The 19,467-nt window shown below is 50.7% G+C and carries 16 protein-coding genes and 1 pseudogene; 9 read left to right on the forward strand and 8 right to left on the reverse strand.

Annotated features, from left to right (window positions below):
• Window positions 1-210 precede the first annotated feature (210 nt).
• The 5 genes and pseudogenes from B5F38_RS11380 to B5F38_RS11400 all read right to left on the reverse strand — a co-directional run bounded on the left by B5F38_RS11380 (window position 211) and on the right by B5F38_RS11400 (window position 6,000).
• Entirely contained in the window at window positions 211-2,823 is a 2,613-nt protein-coding gene (locus B5F38_RS11380; RefSeq protein ID WP_241147859.1) for an N-6 DNA methylase, read from the reverse strand.
• Window positions 2,824-3,196: 373 nt separating this feature from the next.
• Window positions 3,197-4,381: pseudogene (locus tag B5F38_RS11385) on the reverse strand (tyrosine-type recombinase/integrase); the annotation flags it as partial.
• A 200-nt stretch (window positions 4,382-4,581) separates the two neighbouring features.
• The gene (locus B5F38_RS11390; protein WP_008863178.1) at window positions 4,582-4,803 is read right to left on the reverse strand and encodes a DUF2795 domain-containing protein; all 222 of its coding nucleotides are present in this window, start codon (window positions 4,801-4,803) and stop codon (window positions 4,582-4,584) included.
• Window positions 4,804-4,873: 70 nt separating this feature from the next.
• On the reverse strand, window positions 4,874-5,434 hold the full coding sequence (locus B5F38_RS11395) for a cob(I)yrinic acid a,c-diamide adenosyltransferase (protein ID WP_087409350.1): 561 nt from the start codon (window positions 5,432-5,434) through the stop codon (window positions 4,874-4,876).
• Between the two features lie 20 nt (window positions 5,435-5,454).
• Complete coding sequence (locus tag B5F38_RS11400; protein ID WP_087409351.1) at window positions 5,455-6,000, reverse strand: TIGR00730 family Rossman fold protein; 546 nt, start codon at window positions 5,998-6,000, stop codon at window positions 5,455-5,457.
• A 275-nt stretch (window positions 6,001-6,275) separates the two neighbouring features.
• Between B5F38_RS11400 and B5F38_RS11405 the strand changes: the two genes are divergently transcribed.
• The 4 genes from B5F38_RS11405 to B5F38_RS11420 all read left to right on the forward strand — a co-directional run bounded on the left by B5F38_RS11405 (window position 6,276) and on the right by B5F38_RS11420 (window position 10,171).
• The gene (locus tag B5F38_RS11405) at window positions 6,276-6,983 is read left to right on the forward strand and encodes a hypothetical protein (RefSeq protein ID WP_158096876.1); all 708 of its coding nucleotides are present in this window, start codon (window positions 6,276-6,278) and stop codon (window positions 6,981-6,983) included.
• Window positions 6,984-7,149: 166 nt separating this feature from the next.
• Entirely contained in the window at window positions 7,150-8,373 is a 1,224-nt protein-coding gene (locus tag B5F38_RS11410; RefSeq protein WP_087409353.1) for a pitrilysin family protein, read from the forward strand.
• Window positions 8,374-8,453: 80 nt separating this feature from the next.
• Window positions 8,454-9,458 carry a tRNA dihydrouridine synthase DusB gene (gene dusB / locus B5F38_RS11415; RefSeq protein ID WP_087409354.1) on the forward strand — a complete coding sequence of 335 codons (1,005 nt, stop codon included), beginning with the start codon at window positions 8,454-8,456 and terminating at the stop codon, window positions 9,456-9,458.
• A 2-nt stretch (window positions 9,459-9,460) separates the two neighbouring features.
• A complete protein-coding gene (locus B5F38_RS11420) occupies window positions 9,461-10,171 on the forward strand; it encodes a DUF2807 domain-containing protein (RefSeq protein WP_158096877.1) in 711 nt (236 codons plus the stop codon).
• A 41-nt stretch (window positions 10,172-10,212) separates the two neighbouring features.
• On the opposite strand, the gene B5F38_RS11425 is transcribed toward B5F38_RS11420, so the two are convergent.
• From B5F38_RS11425 to B5F38_RS11435, 3 genes are read right to left on the reverse strand one after another with little or no spacing between them, the layout of a single operon-like run.
• Window positions 10,213-11,316, reverse strand: a complete 1,104-nt coding sequence (locus tag B5F38_RS11425; protein WP_087409356.1) for a WG repeat-containing protein — start codon at window positions 11,314-11,316, stop codon at window positions 10,213-10,215.
• Between the two features lie 47 nt (window positions 11,317-11,363).
• Window positions 11,364-12,311 (reverse strand): GNAT family N-acetyltransferase, encoded by a 948-nt coding sequence (locus B5F38_RS11430; RefSeq protein ID WP_087409357.1) that lies wholly within the window; start codon window positions 12,309-12,311, stop codon window positions 11,364-11,366.
• Window positions 12,286-13,137: a 1-acyl-sn-glycerol-3-phosphate acyltransferase gene (locus tag B5F38_RS11435; RefSeq protein ID WP_087409410.1), complete on the reverse strand. Its 852-nt coding sequence runs from the start codon at window positions 13,135-13,137 to the stop codon at window positions 12,286-12,288. Before B5F38_RS11435 ends, B5F38_RS11430 begins: the two co-directional genes overlap by 26 nt.
• A gap of 224 nt (window positions 13,138-13,361) precedes the next feature.
• Here B5F38_RS11435 and rsmH point away from each other — a divergent pair, with 224 nt between their 5' ends.
• Genes rsmH through mraY form a run of 5 tightly spaced genes read left to right on the forward strand, consistent with a single transcriptional unit; the run spans window position 13,362 to window position 19,457 of the window.
• A complete protein-coding gene (gene rsmH / locus B5F38_RS11440; protein WP_087409358.1) occupies window positions 13,362-14,276 on the forward strand; it encodes a 16S rRNA (cytosine(1402)-N(4))-methyltransferase RsmH in 915 nt (304 codons plus the stop codon).
• A gap of 4 nt (window positions 14,277-14,280) precedes the next feature.
• On the forward strand, window positions 14,281-14,643 hold the full coding sequence (locus B5F38_RS11445; protein ID WP_087409359.1) for an FtsL-like putative cell division protein: 363 nt from the start codon (window positions 14,281-14,283) through the stop codon (window positions 14,641-14,643).
• Window positions 14,627-16,687, forward strand: coding sequence for a penicillin-binding protein (locus B5F38_RS11450; protein ID WP_087409360.1), 2,061 nt, complete (start codon window positions 14,627-14,629; stop codon window positions 16,685-16,687). The genes B5F38_RS11445 and B5F38_RS11450 overlap by 17 nt, the downstream gene beginning before the upstream one ends.
• A gap of 16 nt (window positions 16,688-16,703) precedes the next feature.
• Window positions 16,704-18,167: a UDP-N-acetylmuramoyl-L-alanyl-D-glutamate--2,6-diaminopimelate ligase gene (locus B5F38_RS11455; protein ID WP_087409361.1), complete on the forward strand. Its 1,464-nt coding sequence runs from the start codon at window positions 16,704-16,706 to the stop codon at window positions 18,165-18,167.
• A 24-nt stretch (window positions 18,168-18,191) separates the two neighbouring features.
• Complete coding sequence (gene mraY, locus B5F38_RS11460) at window positions 18,192-19,457, forward strand: phospho-N-acetylmuramoyl-pentapeptide-transferase (RefSeq protein WP_087409362.1); 1,266 nt, start codon at window positions 18,192-18,194, stop codon at window positions 19,455-19,457.
• Window positions 19,458-19,467: the final 10 nt, after the last annotated feature.

The following is a 19,467-nucleotide window of genomic DNA, read 5'->3' on the forward strand; positions in this document are numbered from 1 at the left end:
TAAAAGCACAATTTTGTTCCTGTTTTGTTTCTCAATAAAATCAAATAAATTTATAATATATTGATTATCATTCTATTGGGTGATATAATTTTGGAAGATTGAATTTTTTTCCCAATAATTACATATGTATCATTGGCGGGATCGAAACTTAAATTTAAATCTTTAAGATTTCTAAATTCTGAAGTGATTTTTAGTGTTAATAGCTTCATATTAAGAGAAAATCTTATTGTTGAAGTACTCAATATTTTCTCGCATCTGTTCTTCTAAAGATGCCTGCATTTTCCTAATTTCTAAAATCTTTGCAATAAGTTTGCGCTGCTCGTCAATTGATGGCAAAGCTATAAGTGTGTTCTCAAAAACCTTTTGAGATAATCTTCTTCTTCCAGTTGTTCCACTACTTGAGTTAGAGAACTGATTCAATATGGCTTCATTGGTTAATACCAATTCTAAATATTCTGGAACTATTTTAGTTGTGTCAATATTATAAACCATAAAATCAGGAGTAACAATAGCTCCTTCAAGTGATGAGTTCACAATACCAAAAGCTGCGCTTTTTCCATCAATTTTTGAGATGATAAACTGTCCTTCTTTTACGCGAGTTTGACGTTTTGTTCCAATTTGAGAGCCTATAACTATATCGCGTTCCTGAATACCTTTGTTGAATAGTTTTACTGTCAAACGAGTGTATTCAATATTAGGTTCAACATATATAACATCTTTGCTCAATGATACGACACTTCCAATCTTTACTTTCTTATATATAGGATTATAATTAATATTTGTTACGTCGAAAACAGACTTAACACTCCAATTAGATAAATCCGAACGATTAACTATTTTTGTATAAGTCATATTTGACATAACTTTTCCACTTAACCAAGAAGAAACTTCTTTAGCTGCTATTGGCAATTCTTCATTTTGTGAAGGTAAACCAGTAGAAGAAATTCCGGCATCATTGACTTTCGTAACTGATAGCAGATAATCTTTCTCTGGCATCTCGCCGTCCTTGAGCTTTTCTATAAAAACAAGACTTGGTTTTATGTTTGCACCAGATGACAGGAATACATCTGCAGGAATTGAGGTAATATTGAGTATTCTGGCTCGCGTTTCTATAAATCTACGAACACGTTCCAATGCTGGATTATCCAGCACTCCTTCTGGTAATACAATACCTGCTCGTTTACCAGGCTTTAATAAGTTTATACAACGTTCAATGAATAAGATTTCGGTACTATTGTTGTTGATTTTATATAAATCTAATATGCGTTTCCCTATTTTTTTATCCTTGCCAATTTCTTGTGCATAATTTTTTATAGGGATATATACATTACTAATGTATTCGCTACCATACAAATTCTCATATAAAGTTTTTTCTCTATCTGTAGGAATATCTGAGTCAGTAATACGCATATCCTTTTCAACATGGGCTCCGAAAGGTGGATTTATAAGGATTATATCAAAGTTGTTGTCATAAACTCCTCCTACATTAAGAAGTCCATCGTGAAGATAAACTCCAACATGTCCATCACCGTGCATTATCATGTTCATTTTAGAAGTCCTGGCCATACGGGCGTTGGCATCTACTCCAAAGAAATAGTCATGACATAGTTTATGATAACGACTTCCTTCAATTGTCTTATCACATTCACATAGTAAATTATTGATTCTACTTTGTCTTTCAGAGTCTGATAGATTCAAATTGTCCATCAATGTTGCAATCTGATTATGAATATCTTGATCAATCTCATTCTGAACATGTTCAAAAGCTCTAATCAAGAATCCTCCACTTCCACAACAAGGGTCGCATACCTTGTCTCCTTCTTTTACATTCAACACTTCAACCATATAATTAACTATGGTCCTTGGCGTAAAAAATTGTCCTAATTCCCCACGGAAAGTTTTTCCTAGAAACAGTTCAAATGCAATACCCTTTATGTCATCAGAGGTATCATACAACTCGACATTGCTTAACTCTTCCAAAATAAGTAAGAAACTCTCTCTGCGAATTCTTATTCTATCTTCTGAGTCAAAAAGACCATCGGCTGAATATGTTTCCTTAACTTTGTTAAATAAATATTGGATGTAGTCTATTTCCCCATTATATGACAGCTCATCTTTTATGAATTTATCTTTGCTATAAACGAGTTCCTCTTTTGCATCACGTTCATACAGCATCTTTATAAATAAAATTTTGCTTATTTCATCAAATGCAGCTTCTGGAGAAAGTTTATCCACATTACGTATGATATTGTGACAACGAGTTAAGGTTTTCAAAAACTTATCTTTTGAATAACCTCTCACTTTATTTACAAATAGAGCTAAATTGTCGTCTGAAATAATATCCTGAGCTGAGGGAAAATCACTAATACGTTCTATTTTCAGAGGTCTGGCATTTCTATCAATATAAAAGACTTTTGTTTCCTTAAGATTATGTGCAACATAAAATGCCATGTCATTAAGGACTGCCTGCTTATATTGTTCAAAATAATCTTCGGCTTTAATTTTTATGTGTTCAGCCTTACATGCAACAAGAACATAAATATCTGGAGCGAGCCCTGATTTTTTATCTTCAGGACTACGCCATATTGCAATATCTGCAATTGATGTTGGAGAAACCGTTACATTAAACTCCATCTGTTCTGGTAAATATCCATAAGAATCTACCAAACGTTGGAAAAAAGTTTCTGCCAACTTCTGTTTACTCTGATTTATATCTGCTCTCATTGAAACTATGTTCGTATTATTTTTGATGAAGTATTGACTTTGCCATACAATACCCCAATTAATTACAAAATTACTAATATTTTGCAGCACTTGCAACATTTGTAGGATTCATTCTTTATTTAAGAAGCATATTTTAGCAAAACGACAGAAATAGTTAGTTTTTTCGTTCTATGATGCTTTATTCTCATCATAGAACCATCACACAGCAATATCTTCATTTTTTATAGACATAAAAATATTGTAGGAGTAATTAATAACCAACCCACGTTAATTTAATAAAGAAATCTATGATATGAAATCATTAGATGTATTATTTTATTGAATAAATACTATCTTTGCATTTAATAAGAGTGTTCTTTGGATTGACGCAAGACATAGTAAAATATAAAGCTTAGCTCGTTTCTAAATCGTTACCTTCTTAATAAATCAATTCGTATAAACCGCTTATTTTCAGAGAATATGGTAAAAGGTAATGCCGGGCTGCGTGCATCGAGAGACTAAACGGAAGGCCGATCTGCTCACCGACAACTGCCAGCGACTGATTGATGCATTTCGTGGCATTGTTGCGGGCTTTGTACAGTGCCTCCGCATCATCCAGATCCAAAGTCTCTTTTACAAGGTTGAACACATACCGGCATCCCTCACGTTTTTCCCGCCATTGCTGTAATATATGTAATGCAGGTTCAGTAAGGGGTATGACATGTCGTTTGTTTGTCTTTATCATAATCTTCCGCAACTCTTTCCTTGCGAAGTCAATATGTTTCCATTGCAGGGTCATCACATCCACTACACGGAGACCGCAGGCGTGGAACGCAAAGAAGAACATTTCCAGAAATTCTTTTCTGCGCGGTTCAGTACAGGTCTTGTAATATTCAAGCAATGCTGCCATCTGTTCCTTACTTAGACTTTTGCCGTCAAACTCTGCTTCTTCTTCAGAAAGCGATACCTTAGTCACAATGCGCATATCCTGAATCCTTGCATTGACGGCAGGTTCCATCATGCCCATTTCACAAGCGTATGCACATGCTTTTAATATCGGAGTCAGAGAGTGGTTGATAGTGGCATCACTATTCTGCTTGATTTCCCTGCGCCACGATATATAACTGTCTAACAGATCCGGAGTCATATCGCCTACATAAATGCTGTCAGAACGATAGGTTCCCTGTCGGGTAGCCCTCAGGAATGTCTGGAATATATTCATGCAGCTCTTTCCGTTTTCATACCGGCTCCTTCCGATTCTGTTTCTTGCATAGTCAGATGAAAGACGTTCCAATGTAAACTCTACGAAGTCCTTCCCTTGATCACGACGCGCAAGAGGTTTGTCCGCAAGAAAGCCGGATACGACATCAGCGGTTATCTGATTAGGATGTTTTTCGTTATATTCGGCAAGTTGTGAATCTATACGTTCAACACGTGCCAGCAATAGCTGGTTAAGCCGTTTGGATTCAGCACCATGACTTGCACGTATTTCACCCCGTCCCTGATTGCCGTTCTGGTTCCAGTCCGCAACCTTGACAAAGACATTCGTTGTCTTACGGATTACCTGCCTGTTCCAAGTGTATTCCAACTCGACAGGATAGGCTTTTTCCTTGTCAACCACTTTCGGCGTGCGAAGGCGGTATTTGCCCAATGGATATAGTCTTTTCGGTCTTCCCATATGCTTTTCCTCCCAATTTAATATTCCTGAGGAGAAACAAAGGTAATGTATTTTAGACAAACAAAACCTGTTTTCAAGAAGAAAAGCCGCAATTTAGACAAACAAAACGCACCATATAACGCCATAAAACACCAGCGCGACAAACAAATTTTCATTGTTTATCGCGCTGGTATTTAATTGTTTAGTCTATTCGAAGAGCATCAATACTCTTCCTCGTTGAAGAAGAAGTCTTCTTTGCTGGGGTAGTCGGGCCAAATATCTTCGATACATTCATAGGTCTCCCCTTCGTCTTCCATCTCCTGCAAGTTTTCGATAACTTCAAGAGGTGCCCCGGAACGCATAGCGTAGTCGATCAACTCCTCTTTTGTTGCAGGCCAAGGTGCGTCTTCGAGTTTCGATGCTAATTCCAATGTCCAGTACATAGTGTTAAATTTTTAACTTGTTGATATGTCTTTCTATAAAATGTTCGCAAAAATAGCTCATTTATTTTCATTAGCAATCTTTATCCCAGAAAATTTCGTCTTGTTTTTTGACATAATTGTTAAATCGCGCTAAAACGAAGAAGTAGTCGGAGAGGCGATTGACAAATTTCAGGATGTTTTCGTCGACCAGAACCTCTTGGGCAACCTGGCAGATGCGGCGTTCGGCCCGGCGGCATACGGTGCGGCACACGTGGGCTTGAGCGGCGGCGGCTGTCCCGCCGGGCAGCAGGAAGGCGTGGAGCGGCGGCACGGTGGCATCGAGGGTGTCGATGCGGTTTTCGATGCGCTCGATGTCGGCGGGGTGCAGTCGGCTGGCATCGCGCAGTTGGGTGAACGAGGTGTCGGTGGCCAGGTAGGAGCCTACGACAAAGAGTTTGTTCTGTATGAAGAGGAGCAGGGCGTCGTCGTCGGGGTCGTTGCCCATCTGGCGCAGCAGGCCGATGTGGGCGTTGAGTTCGTCGATGGTGCCGTAGGCTTCGAGCCGCGGGTCGTTTTTCGAGATGCGCAGTCCGCCCACCAGCGAGGTGGTCCCTTTGTCGCCGGTGAGGGTGTAGAGGTTGCTTTTTTTCATATCGCTGTCAGTTTGGGTTATTAACGGTTTTGTTGCTCCAGTAGTTCGCAGCAGGCGCGGGCGTCGGGCACGACCTGGTAGAGGTCGGGGCGGTCGTATCGCAGGAAGCCTTGCCGACGCAGCAGGTCGAGCTGTTGCACGAGGGGTTCGAATATGCCCTGTGTGTTGCAGATGACGATGGGCTTGTCGTGGTGACCGAGCATCTTGGTGGTGATGGCATCGAAGAGTTCGTCGATGGTGCCGATGCCGCCGGGCAGAGCCACGATGATGTCGCCCTGCTCGATGAGGCGCCGCTTGCGGTCGCCCATGTCGTCGGTGGTGATGAGCTCGGTAGGTTGCTGGCTCGACCGTCCCAGGTGGGCGATGTGGCTGGTGATGATGCCCAGCACGGGGCTGCCGTTGTTGCGGGCGCACCGGGCCACAATCTCCATGAGTCCGCCATTGGCCCCGCCGTAGACCAGCCGGTAGCCGTGGGTCCCTATCCATTGGCCCAGCACCTCGGCCTCGTGCTTGTAGTCGGGGGCGATGGCATCGGAGGCCGAGCAAAATACGGTAATGCTTTGCATAGTGTCGTTTGTTTTTTCAAAGATAGTGAAAGGTGAGCGCAGAGGCAAATGAAAACCATGTTTTCAAATTTGACTATGCCGAACTGCATCCTATCTTATCCAAAGATAGTGAAAGGTGGCTATCGAGACAAATAGAAAATGAAATTTTCGATATATGGCCTCTTGTTCTATGAACGAGAGTAAGAGGCGAGATTATAAATTGCGCTATAAGGTGTGGGGAAAATCCAGGATTTGCATATATTTGCCACAGATGATTCCAGAACGAGTTGGATATAATGGTTATGAGATTGAGCCGGTATTTGACGCTTTTATTTGTTTCCGTATGGTGCTGTGGACCTGCAGGGGTGTATGCGCAAGACGAGGCTTCGGCTTTTACGGCCGATTTGTACGGGGGGCTGTACCTGAATAATGAACCGGCCTGGCAATTGGAGCCTTCCGTCAGCTGGCTTTTCCATAAGTATCTGGGCGTGTCACTTGGACTGGAATTGACCAGCCAATACAATCAACCGAGCCGTCAGACTGTGATTGACGGGCATGAAGCCGAGCTTGCCGACAATGAGCGAAACATCGGATGGCTGATATTGAAGCCGTCGTTGGTCATTAAATCTCCTGCTATCTGGGCGAGTGCGGATAACGACTGTCGTCTTTGGGTTCAGGCCGAGCCGGGGCTCAGTCTGGCGTGTCCGTTCCGAAACTCTTTGTCCTATGAAATCAAGCAGTTTTCGGGAGTCGTCAGCCAGACCGTAGATTACCGCACATTTCCCAATAAGGGGCTCCAGTGGTTCTACTGGAATGCCCGGGCCTCGATCAATTTTGCCATTGGTCGTTTTATATTCAGGGGCGGGTATTTTGTCTCGAATCTCGACTATTATTCCGGGCGGAGGAATATTATGCTGGACAACGGGCAGAAGTTCTATGTGCCCAAGAGAGAGTTGAGCCAGAGTATCTTCCTGTCAATCGGTTATGCGTTTCATCACTTTTGAAGGTCGATGATAAATCCCTTCCTACGAACAGTTTCTTGTCTTTCTTATTCAAAAAAGAATACGGAAAGAGGGTTCACCTGTATAGGGGCAGAATAATATCGCCGTTTTTTGTGGAACGGGCGGGAATGTCGTATTTTTGCAGCTCCTAACAGAGGACGGTTTATTTATGGAAGAATATCAGATTTGCACCTTGTCCAACGGCCTGCGGCTCATACACCGGCCCACGCAGTCGGCCGTTTCGTATTGCGGCTTTACGGTCAATGCCGGTACCCGCGACGAGGAGGAGTCCTACAACGGGCTGGCCCATTTCGTGGAGCATACGTTGTTCAAGGGTACGACCCACCGGCGTGCGTCGCATATCCTCAACCGCATGGAGGTGGTGGGGGGCGAGCTGAATGCCTACACGGCCAAGGAGGAGACGGTGGTCTACTCGATTTTCCCGGGCGTGCATCTGCCCCGGGCCATGGAGCTGCTGGGCGACCTGGTGGCCAACTCGCAGTTCCCCGAGCGGGAGTTGAACAAGGAGCGAGAGGTGGTGGCCGATGAAATCGATCTCTACCTCGATACCCCTACCGAGCTGATATACGACGAGTTTGAGTCGCTGCTCTTCGAGGGGTGTGCGCTGGGTCGCAACATTCTTGGTTCGGCCGAGTCGCTCAACCGCATGACGTCGGCGGTGGCCCGGCAGTTCCTCACCGACCATTATACCCCCGGCAACATGGTGTTCTTTTCGATGGGGGCTACCCCCTTTGCCCGGGTGAAGGCTCTGGCCGAGCGCTATCTGGGCGGGCTCATCCGTCCCACGGCACCGATGAATCGCCAGTTGCCCCACCCGGTGCCGGCTTTCACGCGCACCATCAACCGGGATACGCACCAGTCGCACGTCATCATCGGGGCCCGGGCCTACGACCTGCACGACCCGCGCCGCCGCGCCCTGCTGCTGTTGAACAATCTGCTGGGCGGCCCCGGCATGAACAGCCTGCTGAATGTGAGCTTGCGCGAGAAGCGGGGCTATGTCTATACGGTAGAGTCGTCGGTGACCTCGTATACCGATACCGGCCTGTTTACTATCTATTTCGGTACCGACCATCACGATACCCGCCGTTGCATCGACCTGGTGCGTCGCGAGTTGAAGCGGTTGCGCGAACAGCGGCTTTCGGCTTCGAAGCTGGCCTCGGCCAAGCGGCAGTTCATCGGGCAGCTCGAGGTATCGACCGACAACTCGGAGAATGTGGCCCTGGCTCTGGGCAAGAGTTTCCTGCGCTACGGCCGGTTCGACTCGCTGGAGGAGGTTGCCCGACGGGTCGAGCAGATTACGGCCGACGACTTGATGGCCGTGGCCAATGAGCTGCTGGCCGAAGAAAGGTTGTCTATGTTAATTTACGAATAGAATAATTGTTAATTTTTATAACTATATAGCGGCGAGGCAGATAGTTTTTTGTATATTCGTCTTGTCAATCAGATGCAGACATGAAAATAGGTAATCTCGATTTTGGCCGGTATCCGCTGTTTCTGGCCCCGATGGAAGATGTGACGGACGAGTCGTTCCGCCTCATGTGCAAGGAGTTCGGGGCCGATATGGTCTATACGGAGTTTGTGTCGAGCGATGCGCTGGTGCGCAATATCAACAGCACTACCCGCAAACTGAACATACACGACGAGGAGCGTCCGGTGGCCATCCAGATTTACGGCCGCTTTGTCGATGCGATGGTCGAGGCCGCCCGCATGTGCGAGGAGGCTCACCCCGACGTGCTCGACATCAACTTCGGCTGCCCGGTGAAGAAGGTAGCCGGCAAGGGTGCCGGGGCCGGCATGTTGCGGGATGTACCGCTGATGCTGAAGATTACCCGGGCCGTAGTCGATGCCGTGAAGATACCCGTCACGGTGAAGACCCGTCTGGGGTGGGACCAGGAGTCGCGCATTATTGTCGAGCTGGCCGAGCAGTTGCAGGACTGCGGTATCGCCGCCCTCACCATACACGGGCGCACCCGCAGTCAGATGTATACCGGCGAGGCCGACTGGACGCTCATCGGCGAGGTGAAGAACAACCCCCGCATGCACATTCCCATCATCGGGAATGGCGATGTGACCACTCCGCAGATAGCCAAGGAGAAGTTCGACCGCTACGGGGTCGATGCCGTGATGGTGGGGCGGGCCAGTTTCGGTTGCCCCTGGATTTTCAAGGAGATGAAGCACTACCTGCTCACCGGCGAGGAGCTGCCGCCGCTCACGATTCACGAGAAGATGTCGGCCCTGCGCCGGCAGATGCTCGAGAGTGTGGCCCGGCTCGACGAGCATCGGGGCATCCTGCACATCCGTCGGCATCTGGCCGCCACGCCTCTGTTCAAGGGAATCCCCAACTTCAGGGAGACCCGTATCGCCATGTTGCAGGCCGATACCGTAGAGGCGCTCACGGCTATCCTCGACAAGATAGAATATGAGATATTACCCAACCAAGTTATAAACGAGAAATGAGTATGAAGAAGATAGGGATGTGGGCCGTTTGCCTCCTCTCGGTTGTGGGGATGCAGGCTCAGACGGTAGAGACCTCGGTGAAACAACTCGCGGTCGACGATTTCTACAAGATGAAGGTGTACAACAACTTCGACGTGTCGTACCGGCAGAATGCCGACTCGGCCGGGGTGATTGTGGTCATGGCGGCTACCGACGATATAGAGAATATCGAGTGTGTCTCGAAGAAGGGGCAGCTCACCATCAAATACAAGGGCCCGCGCGACAAGGAGCAGATGCAGGGCTCGATTATCGTCTACTCTACGGCGCTGGAGTATGTCGAGAACAACGGCATAGGTTCGGTGCAGATTACATCGCCCGTTTCGGGGGCAGCCTTCCAGGCCAAGGTGATAGGCAATGGCTTGATTGCCGGGCGTCACATCGATTACGGTATTGTGAAGGCATCGGTGCTGACCGGCAGCGGCAAGGTGGTGCTGGCCGGTAAATGCCGGGAGGCCGAGCTCTCGGTAACCGGCACGGGACAAATCGAGGCCGACGGTCTGGTGGCTCGCGACGTGAGTTGCCGCATTACGGGCAACGGTGTAATCGGGTGTCATGCCCAGAAGAAACTGACAGCCTGGGCTACGGGCAACGGCGAGGTCTATTACCGGGGAACCCCCGAAATCAAGAAGAACTCGCTGGGCGAACTCTCGGTCCGCTCGCTCGAGGGGCTTTAATTTCCTTCGCTCCCCTGGAAGGGGGCTTATTTCTTTGTGACTTATTTGTATCGGGCGTGGTCGCTGGCTACGGTGGTGAAGGCACTGCCGGCGCCCAGAGCCTGCTGCATGTAATCGGCCGATATGCGGTCGTATTGCGGATTGATGCGGTAGCGGCCGTCGGTGTCGACAAACCCGTATACGGTGCCGGCCTGTACCAGAGCCAACCCATCGAAGAAGGGGAAGGCTTCGGCAAACTGCCGCTTTATCTTCCACTTGCCGTGGCGGTCGATGTATCCCCATTTCCCTTGCAACTTCACCGGAGCCAGTTCGGCCGAGCCGAAGGCGCGGCTGTCGTCGAAGGCGGGGGCGATAACCTCTTTGCCGCTGGCGTCGCACCAGCCCCATTTCCCCGCCTTTTGGATGCGGAAGAGGGTACCGTCTGAAACCAGGTTTTCACACTCGGTTTGCCAGATGGAGTCGCCTTGTATGCCGATGACCCGGAAGGTGCCGGGCTTTACCTGCACGACAGCCTGTCGGTGAGTCGAGAACGATTCGGCCGATTCGTACCGGGGGGCTATCGTCTCTACGCCCTGGGCGTCGATGTATCCCCACATTCCCTCCTCGTTCTGGACTGCGGCCAGTCCCTGGGTAAAGGGCTTCACCTGCCGATAGGCGGGTTTGACCACCGTCTTTCCGCTCTTGTCGATAAATCCCCATCGCTCGCCCCGTTTCCCCTTTTGGGCAAAGGCGGCCATCCCCTCGCAGAAGATCATCGCCCGGGAGGCCCGGGTGAGGGTGAGTTGCAGGCGCCCCTTGGTGTCGATGGCACAGGGGGCCTCGTCGGGGCGTACCACCCAGGCGCGGTTCTCGTGGAATATGGTTGCCTCTTTGTAGACGGCCGGGTAGATGAGTTCGCCCGCGTCGTCGATGTACCCCCACTTGTCGTCGGCCCGGTTGCACACCAGCGCCATGTCGTCGTAGAAGAGCGAGGCGTCGGTGTAGGGGCCGGCAAAGCGCAGGTCGTCGTCGCGGTCGATGTAGAGACAGGAGTCGCCGGCGAAAGCCGGCATGTAGTCGGTTTCGGTGAGGATATACGATTCGTTTCCGCCGCACTGGCTGAACAGAAGCACAAGTGCCGCGGGCAGTAGAGCGCTCGGTTTCATGGCGAATATCTATTTATTCACCCGATAAAAAGGGCGGAACCGTTCCGCTACGAAATTTTTATCGGAGGCAGTTTGTCGTAAGTTTCGATGTATCGGCTTCGTTTCTCCGCAATGATATCCTTGATAGCGATGAGGATACCCGACTCCTCTACGTTGCCGAACTCGTCGTTGATGGCTGTGCCAAACATCTTCATTGTGGGCGAGAGTCCCATGTAGGCGTTGACCAGCGGAGGAATGTTGTACCCGAGTTTGCGTACCTCCTGGTTCAATATCTTGTAATCTTCCTTGAAGTCGTCGTGAATGAAGAGCCGGCTCATCTTCTCCTCGTCGGTATTGGTTTGCAGCGGGTACCGCGGCCACACCAGATGCTCGGGGTCGGGGAAGTGCTTGTTCAGGAAGTAGAGAATCATGTTGCGCCCCTCGTGCGAGTAGGTGGGGTACATGGTCACCTTTCCGAAGAAATATTCGATTTGCGGATAGTCGACCGTGAGGGCACCCAGACCGTCCCACAGGTTGTCGAGGGCAAAGAGGCCCTTGGCTCCGGCACGCGACGACTGGTATTCGAGCGTAACGAACGAGCGTCCCAGCTCGATGGTGCGAGGCAGGTATTCGTGCAGGAACTTGTCGGAGAAGTCGAAGAGGTGCGAGGTGGCGATGCGGGGCCGGCCCTGCTCATCGGTACGGATGTTCTCGCCCAGGATGAAGCGGTAGCCGCCTATGATCTCTTCGGCATCGGGGTTCCATACGATAAGCTGCTGGCAGGGCGGGTCCATCGTATCGAACTGGTCGATGTCGAGGGCGAGCCCGGTGCCGCCGCCGGGAAAACGGAAGGCGATTTCGCGCAGTCTTCCTATTTCGCGCATGGTATTGGGTGCGTTGTTACAATCGACAATGTATATTTTGTTTCCGCCCTTGCGGGTATCCCGCATAAATCGGTCGGGGGTCAGTTCCGACTTGATGAGTTCTTTGTCAACAGGCGCGATAATCGGTTCCATGTTGTTGTTTTTTAATCTGATAGACTTGTTGTTTTACAACCTGGGCCCACTCTTGAAGACTCTTGGACTTGTCGAATGTCTGCCAGGGGATAGGTTTGCCGATGTAGATGTTGAAAGTCTTGTTTTTACTGCTAAACATTTCGTCGGGCAAATATATCAATTCTATATTAAATTTTATGCCGAGAGATTTACGTATTTTAGCAAATCGATAAAAAAAGGCTGAATTCTGACCTTCGAAAAAAATGGGTATTACATCGCGCTGCGATTGGATGGCTTTGGCGATGAAGGTCTTTTTCCACTCCAGGTCGCATATCTTGCCGTGTTGCAGGCGCGAGCACAAGCCGGCGGGGAAGATGAGCATCTGTTCGTCGGAATCGTAGGCTTTGTTTATCTGCACGCTCGACTCCTTGGCCTGGGAGCCGTACTTGTTGATGGGCAGGAATACGGGAGCCAACGGTTTGATATTCATCAACAGGTCGTTGACGAGAAATTTGATTTTCCCGTTGTAATAATGTCCGAAGAATCGGATGAGCGTAACTCCGTCGAGCGCTCCCAGCGGGTGATTCGAGGCAAAAATGAAACGCCCTTCGGCCGGAATATTCTCGATGCCGAAGACGCGGGCGTGCACGTTCATGTAATCGAGCAGGTCGTCGGCAAACTGCACGCCGGTGCTCTCCTTGTAAGTGCTGAGTACGTAGTTTATCTCGTCCTGATGGATAGTGCGCTTGAGATAACGGAAGAGAAAACCCGGAATCCGTTTCGCATATTTGGGCGTTTTCTCTCTGACTACCTTCTCAATATCGATTTTCAGAGGTTCGGAACTCATGACATTCATAAAAAGTGTGTACAAAAATACACCATTTTTTTATTTTTACAGATATGAACAGGGCTTTTATTACGGAATGATAGAAGTCGTCGAGTTAATGCCCGGAAATTTTTGGACTTTAGATGAAAAAAAATAGCGAAAAAAGTGAAAAAGAGCACTGCGGGATTAGGGATTAATGCCTATCTTTACCCTGCAAAAATGTGAAGTTGGAGGACAAGTAGTAAATGGAATTGCAATCGACTGTATATCATATACCTGCACTTCTCGAGGAGTGTATCGACGGACTGGCCATCAAACCCGGTGGCACCTATGTCGATGTGACCTTTGGCGGAGGTGGACATTCCCGGGCCATTTTAGGACATTTAGGCGAAGCGGGACGACTCTTTTCGCTGGACCAGGACGAGGATGCCCGGCGCAACAGTTTGGACGATTGCCGGTTTACATTTGTTCACAGTAATTTCAGGTATCTGAAAAACTTCATGCGCTATTATGGTGTGGAGCAAGTCGACGGTATCCTGGCCGATTTGGGGGTTTCGTTTCACCACTTCGACGATTCGGAGCGGGGGTTCTCGTTCCGCTTCGAAGGGCCTCTCGACATGCGCATGAACCAACGGGCATTACAGACGGCTGCCCAGGTGGTGGCCACGTATAGCGAGGAGCAATTGGCCGACCTCTTCTTTCTCTACGGCGAGTTGAAGAGTGCGCGCCGCATAGCTTCGGCCATCGTTTCGGCCCGGGCCGCGTCGCCCATCGTTACGACCGAGCAGCTGCTCGAGGTGGTGCGTCCCTGCGTCAACCGCAAGCAGGAGAAGAAAGAACTGGCCCAACTGTTCCAGGCATTGCGCATCGAGGTGAACCGCGAGATGGAGAGTCTGCGCCGGCTGCTCGAGCAGTCGGTCGAACTGCTGGCTCCCGGTGGACGGCTGGTGATACTCACCTACCACTCGCTCGAAGACCGCATGGTCAAGAACTTCATACGCACGGGAAATGTCGAGGGGCGTGCCGAACAGGATTTCTTCGGCCGCATCGAGGCTCCGTTCCGGGCGGTCAACCACAAGGTGATTGTCCCCGACGAAGCCGAAATCGAACGCAATCCCCGTTCGCGTAGTGCTAAACTGAGAATTGCAGAGAGGGTATAGAGGTATGGCAAAGAAAGCAAAAAACGAAAGAATAGGATTTATCAAATATCTGAAGCTGGTGATTCAGGGGCGTATCTTCTCCCTGGACTTTTTCCGCTCGCACTGGGGCTTTATCGCTTCGGTGGTTTTTCTATTCTGCTTGTCGATAGCCAATCGATATGTGTGCCAGACCAAGTTGCAGACCATTCGCGATTTGCAATTCGAGCTGGTCAATGCCAAGACCGATCGGGTGCGTGCTGCAGCCCGGTATATGGGGGCTGTGCGGCATTCGCGCATCGTGACGCTCGTGAACGAAAACCGGCTGGGGCTCGAGATACCCAATACCCCGCCTGTAAAATTGAGACAGACCGATGGAGACAAGGAATAGAAATCATATATTGCTGCGCTATACCCTGGTGATTGTAGGGGTATTGCTCTTTAGTATCGCCATTGTCAAAAAGGCGGCCGATACGTGCATTATTCATGCCGATAAATGGAATGCCAAGGCGGCTCAGATGCTCTCGGTATCGCTCGACGTGATGCCCGAGCGTGGCGATATTCTGGCCCAGAACGGCGAGGTGCTGGCTACGACGATGACCTACTACGGGGCCATCATCGACTTTACGGTGCCCAAGTTCAAGGCCAAGGAGTTCAACGACAGCGTGCAGGCTTTGAGCCAGATGCTGGCCAAGTATTTTCCCAAAAAGACGGCTGCCGCCTATGAGCAGAGCATGAGGCAGGCCTTCAAGCAGGGCAAACGCGGCTATGTGCTGGTGAGCGAGGTGACGGGAAAGGACTACAAGTTGATGAAGACGTTTCCCTTCCTGAGGAATCCGACCAAGTTCTCGGGCTTCTACCTCAATTCGGCCCGAATCATCAAGCGGGAGAAACCCTACGGGAATATGGCTTCGCGAGCCATCGGCCGGCTGAACGAGACCTTTCACGGCAGCAGCGGCCTGGAGAAGGCGTTTGACTCCCTGCTGTACGGTGTGCCGGGAAAGACCATCAAGAAACAGATTCCTTCGGGTATTGTCGATTGGGTGGCTGTACCCCCGCAACGAGGTCTCGATGTGAAGACGACAATCGATATAGATATACAGGATATTACCGAGCAGGCCCTGCTGGGGGCAATCGAAGAGACTCAACCCGAGTTTGCCGTGGCGGTGGTCATGGAGGTGGCGACGGGCGATATCAAGGCCATGTCGAATTTGGCACGGCTGCCCAACGGAGAGTATCTGGAGACGGTAAACAATGCCGTGCAAGGCTACGAGCCTGGCTCGGTTATCAAGCCGCTGTCGATGATGATTGCCCTCGACGACGGGGTCGTGCGCCCCAACGACATCATCAATGGCCATAATGGCGTGTTCCGCTATCCGCCGGGCCGCAAGGTACGCCCGATTACCGATACACACGGACGGGCGTCGATGACGGCTCTCGAGGCGATGAAGTATTCGTCGAATATCGGTCTGTCCGAGATTATTCTGAAAGGATACGAGCATGACCCCGACCGTTTTGTGCAACGTATCTACGAGGTGGGGTTCATGGAGCCCTTCGACCTGGGTATCCCCGGTGCGGCGCGTCCCGTCATACGCCACCTGAAAAACGATGTGGGCGACCGGGTCGACCTCACCCGCATGTCATACGGCTATACCACCCAGATTCCGCCCATCTATACGTTGGCTCTGTACAATGCCATTGCCAACGACGGCAAGTTTGTGAAACCCCGTTTGGTGAAAGAACTGTTGCGCAACGGGCAGACCGATACGGTCTTCAACATTCGCTACATCCGGGAACAGGCCTGCAAGCCCGAGACGGCTCGCGAATTGCGCAAGATGCTCTATGCCGTGGTAAACGACAACGACGGTACCGGGCGGCGGGCCCGTTCGACCAAAGTGGGCATTGCCGGCAAAACAGGTACGGTGCGGGTGCTCGGTGCCAGCGGGTACGAGAGCCGCTACCGCATCACCTTCTGCGGATTCTTCCCCTATGAGAAACCGCAATACTCGTGTATCGTTCTGTTGGGTAAACCCGATCTGCCGGGCATGCCTTCGGCCGGTCACTATTGCGGCGGTGTGTTGAAGAAGATAGCCGAGACCCTCTACTCGATGGGACGGCTCGACATGCCTCGGGTGTTGCCTACCGACTCGACTCTGACCTTTGCTCCGGCCGTGATGAAAGGCAATCTGTCCGATGCTCGGGAGGTGTTGCAGACACTGGGTGTACAAGGCGATGTGAGCGACTGTTTCCACATGGAAACCGATTGCGACAGCATGCCCGACATGATAGGAATGGGAGCTCGCGACGCTCTATATCTGTTGGAGCATGCCGGATTGAACGTGAATATTCAGGGCCGCGGCCGGGTATATGAACAGTCTATCCCCAAGGGCGCTGTGTTGCAGCCAGGCACGACGGTGATTTTAAGATTGAAATAGGAAAGGATACGATGATATGAAAAATGTAGAAGAGTTATTATCGGGAATTACAGTGGTCGAGCGCAAGGGCGCGGCCGTGAGCGAGGTGTCGGGTGTGGAGTCGGACTCCCGCCAGGTAAAACCCGGCTACCTGTTTGTGGCTGTGCGCGGTGCGTCGGTCGATGGTCATACCTTTATCCCCCAGGCCATGGCACAGGGGGCCAAGGTGATTGTTTGTGAAGAGTTTCCCACCGAGCTGAATGGCGAGGTGTCGTATATAAAAGTCGATGACAGTGCGGTAGCTTTCGGCATGTTGGCCTCGGCCTGGTATGGCAATCCCTCGCGCGAGCTTACGCTGGTGGGGGTAACCGGTACCAACGGCAAGACGACCACGGCCACACTGCTGTACGAGATGTTCCGCTCGCTGGGTTACAAGGCGGGGCTCCTCTCGACGGTGTGCAACTACATCGATACGGTGAAGGTTCCCGCTACCCACACCACCCCCGACCCGTTGCATCTGCACCGTCTGTTGCGCGAGATGGTCGATGCCGGTTGCCAGTATGCCTTCATGGAGGTGAGTTCGCACTCGGCAGCCCAGCACCGCATTGCCGGGCTCGATTTCGACGGGGCCATCTTTACCAACCTGACACGCGACCACATCGACTATCACAAGACGGTAGAGGCCTATCTGAAGGCCAAGAAGTCATTCTTCGACGGACTGCCCGAGGGCTCTTTTGCCTTGACCAATATCGACGACAAGTCGGGCCTGGTGATGTTGCAGAACACGCGGGCCGAGAAGCATACCTACTCGTTGCGGACGATGGCCGACTTCAAGGCCCGGATCATCGAGAGCCGTATCGACGGCATGACCCTCGAAATCAACGGCAAGACGGTAGAGGTGATGTTCGTGGGCAAGTTCAATGCCTACAACCTGCTGGCCGTCTACGGAGCTACCTGTCTGCTGGGGCAGAACCCCGACGAGGTGTTGCGCAAGATGAGCCTGCTGGTGCCTGTGGCCGGGCGGTTCCAGACCCTGCACTCGTCGCGCGGATATACCGTAATCGTAGACTATGCACACACCCCCGATGCGCTGAACAATGTGCTTACCTCTATCCGTGAGGTGCTGGGCAACCGGGGACACATCATCACCGTGGTGGGTGCCGGCGGCAACCGCGACAAGGGCAAACGACCCATGATGGCCCGCGAAGCGGTGAACCTGAGCGACCGGGTGATTCTCACTTCCGACAATCCCCGCTTCGAGAATCCCAACGACATTCTCAACGACATGCTGGCCGGGCTCGATGCCGAGCAACGCCGCAAGACCTTGACCCAGGTGGACCGTCGCGAAGCCATTCGCACCGCCACACAGTTTGCCAATCCTGGCGATGTGATACTGGTGGCTGGCAAGGGGCATGAGGATTACCAGGAAATCGAGGGGGTAAAACACCACTTCGACGATAAGGAAGAGGTAGAAAAACTGTTTGCCGAAGAGCAGGCTTAACGACTAATTGCGAATAAAGAGACTATGCTATACTATCTGTTTCAATATCTCGAATCGATATTCGATATTCCGGGTGCACGACTGTTTTCGTACATTTCGTTCCGGTCGGTAGCCGCTTTTATCCTGTCGCTCTTCATTGCCACGATTATCGGTAGGCGCATTATCAACCGGTTGCAGTTGCGGCAAATCGGCGAGATTGTGCGCGACCTGGGGCTGGAAGGTCAGATGGCCAAAAAGGGTACCCCCACGATGGGAGGTATCATCATCATTATTGCCATACTGGTACCCTGTCTGTTGCTGGGTCGGCTGGGCAACATCTACATGATACTGATGCTCATCACCACCGTATGGCTGGGAGCCATAGGTTTCCTCGACGACTATATCAAGGTATTCAAAAAAGACAAGGAGGGGCTGCACGGACGGTTCAAGATTGTAGGTCAGGTGGGGCTGGGGCTCATCGTGGGATTTACGCTCTATCTGAGTCCCGATGTGGTGATTCGTGAAAATGTGGCCGTACAGGCTCCCGGTACCGATACCGAGGTGGTCAAGTACGAATCTGAGAATATCAAGTCGACCCAGACGACCATCCCCTTCTTCAAAAACAATAACCTCGATTATGCCGACCTGGTGCCCTTCCTGGGCGAGCATGCCCAGACCGGCGGCTGGATTATCTTCATCCTGCTCACCATTTTTGTGGTGACTGCCGTATCGAACGGAGCCAACCTGACCGACGGTCTCGACGGTCTGGCTACGGGCACCTCGGCCATCATGGGGCTTACGCTGGGTATTCTGGCCTACCTGTCGGGTCACATAGCCTATGCCTCCTATTTAAATATAATGTATATACCGGGCAGTGAAGAGCTGGTGGTGTTTGCCAGTGCTTTCATGGGGGCCACTATCGGCTTCCTGTGGTACAATGCTTATCCCGCCCAGGTATTCATGGGCGACACGGGCAGCCTCACGCTGGGCGGTATCATTGCCGTCTTTGCCTTGTGCATACACAAAGAGCTGCTTATCCCCATCTTGTGCGCTATCTTCTTTGTCGAGGACCTGTCGGTAATGATGCAGGTCGCCTACTTCAAGATAACCAAGCGCAAGTATGGCGAGGGTCGCCGTATCTTCAAGATGACACCGTTGCACCACCATTTCCAGAAACCGGGAAATGCGGGTATCAACGCCTTGATACAAAAACCGCTGCAAGCTGTGCCCGAGTCGAAAATCGTTGTTCGGTTCTGGATTGTCTGTCTCATGCTGGCAGCTATTACCATAATTACGCTGAAAATGCGTTAGAAAGGTCGTT

The organism is Barnesiella sp. An22 (genome assembly GCF_002159975.1).
Lineage (GTDB): Bacteria > Bacteroidota > Bacteroidia > Bacteroidales > Barnesiellaceae > Barnesiella > Barnesiella merdigallinarum.

Excerpts from the sequence above, each read along its gene's own strand:
- B5F38_RS11455 (WP_087409361.1), top strand. The coding sequence starts at position 16,704 with ATGAAAAATGTAGAAGAGTTATTATCGGGAATTACAGTGGTCGAGCGC.
- B5F38_RS11420 (WP_158096877.1), top strand. The coding sequence starts at position 9,461 with ATGAAGAAGATAGGGATGTGGGCCGTTTGCCTCCTCTCGGTTGTGGGG.
- mraY (WP_087409362.1), top strand. The coding sequence starts at position 18,192 with ATGCTATACTATCTGTTTCAATATCTCGAATCGATATTCGATATTCCG.
- B5F38_RS11405 (WP_158096876.1), top strand. The coding sequence starts at position 6,276 with ATGGTTATGAGATTGAGCCGGTATTTGACGCTTTTATTTGTTTCCGTA.
- B5F38_RS11425 (WP_087409356.1), bottom strand. The coding sequence starts at position 11,316 with ATGAAACCGAGCGCTCTACTGCCCGCGGCACTTGTGCTTCTGTTCAGC.
- dusB (WP_087409354.1), top strand. The coding sequence starts at position 8,454 with ATGAAAATAGGTAATCTCGATTTTGGCCGGTATCCGCTGTTTCTGGCC.
- B5F38_RS11435 (WP_087409410.1), bottom strand. The coding sequence starts at position 13,137 with ATGAGTTCCGAACCTCTGAAAATCGATATTGAGAAGGTAGTCAGAGAG.
- B5F38_RS11395 (WP_087409350.1), bottom strand. The coding sequence starts at position 5,434 with ATGAAAAAAAGCAACCTCTACACCCTCACCGGCGACAAAGGGACCACC.
- B5F38_RS11400 (WP_087409351.1), bottom strand. The coding sequence starts at position 6,000 with ATGCAAAGCATTACCGTATTTTGCTCGGCCTCCGATGCCATCGCCCCC.
- B5F38_RS11390 (WP_008863178.1), bottom strand. The coding sequence starts at position 4,803 with ATGTACTGGACATTGGAATTAGCATCGAAACTCGAAGACGCACCTTGG.
- rsmH (WP_087409358.1), top strand. The coding sequence starts at position 13,362 with ATGGAATTGCAATCGACTGTATATCATATACCTGCACTTCTCGAGGAG.
- B5F38_RS11430 (WP_087409357.1), bottom strand. The coding sequence starts at position 12,311 with ATGGAACCGATTATCGCGCCTGTTGACAAAGAACTCATCAAGTCGGAA.
- B5F38_RS11410 (WP_087409353.1), top strand. The coding sequence starts at position 7,150 with ATGGAAGAATATCAGATTTGCACCTTGTCCAACGGCCTGCGGCTCATA.
- B5F38_RS11380 (WP_241147859.1), bottom strand. The coding sequence starts at position 2,823 with ATGTTGCAAGTGCTGCAAAATATTAGTAATTTTGTAATTAATTGGGGT.
- B5F38_RS11445 (WP_087409359.1), top strand. The coding sequence starts at position 14,281 with ATGGCAAAGAAAGCAAAAAACGAAAGAATAGGATTTATCAAATATCTG.
- B5F38_RS11450 (WP_087409360.1), top strand. The coding sequence starts at position 14,627 with ATGGAGACAAGGAATAGAAATCATATATTGCTGCGCTATACCCTGGTG.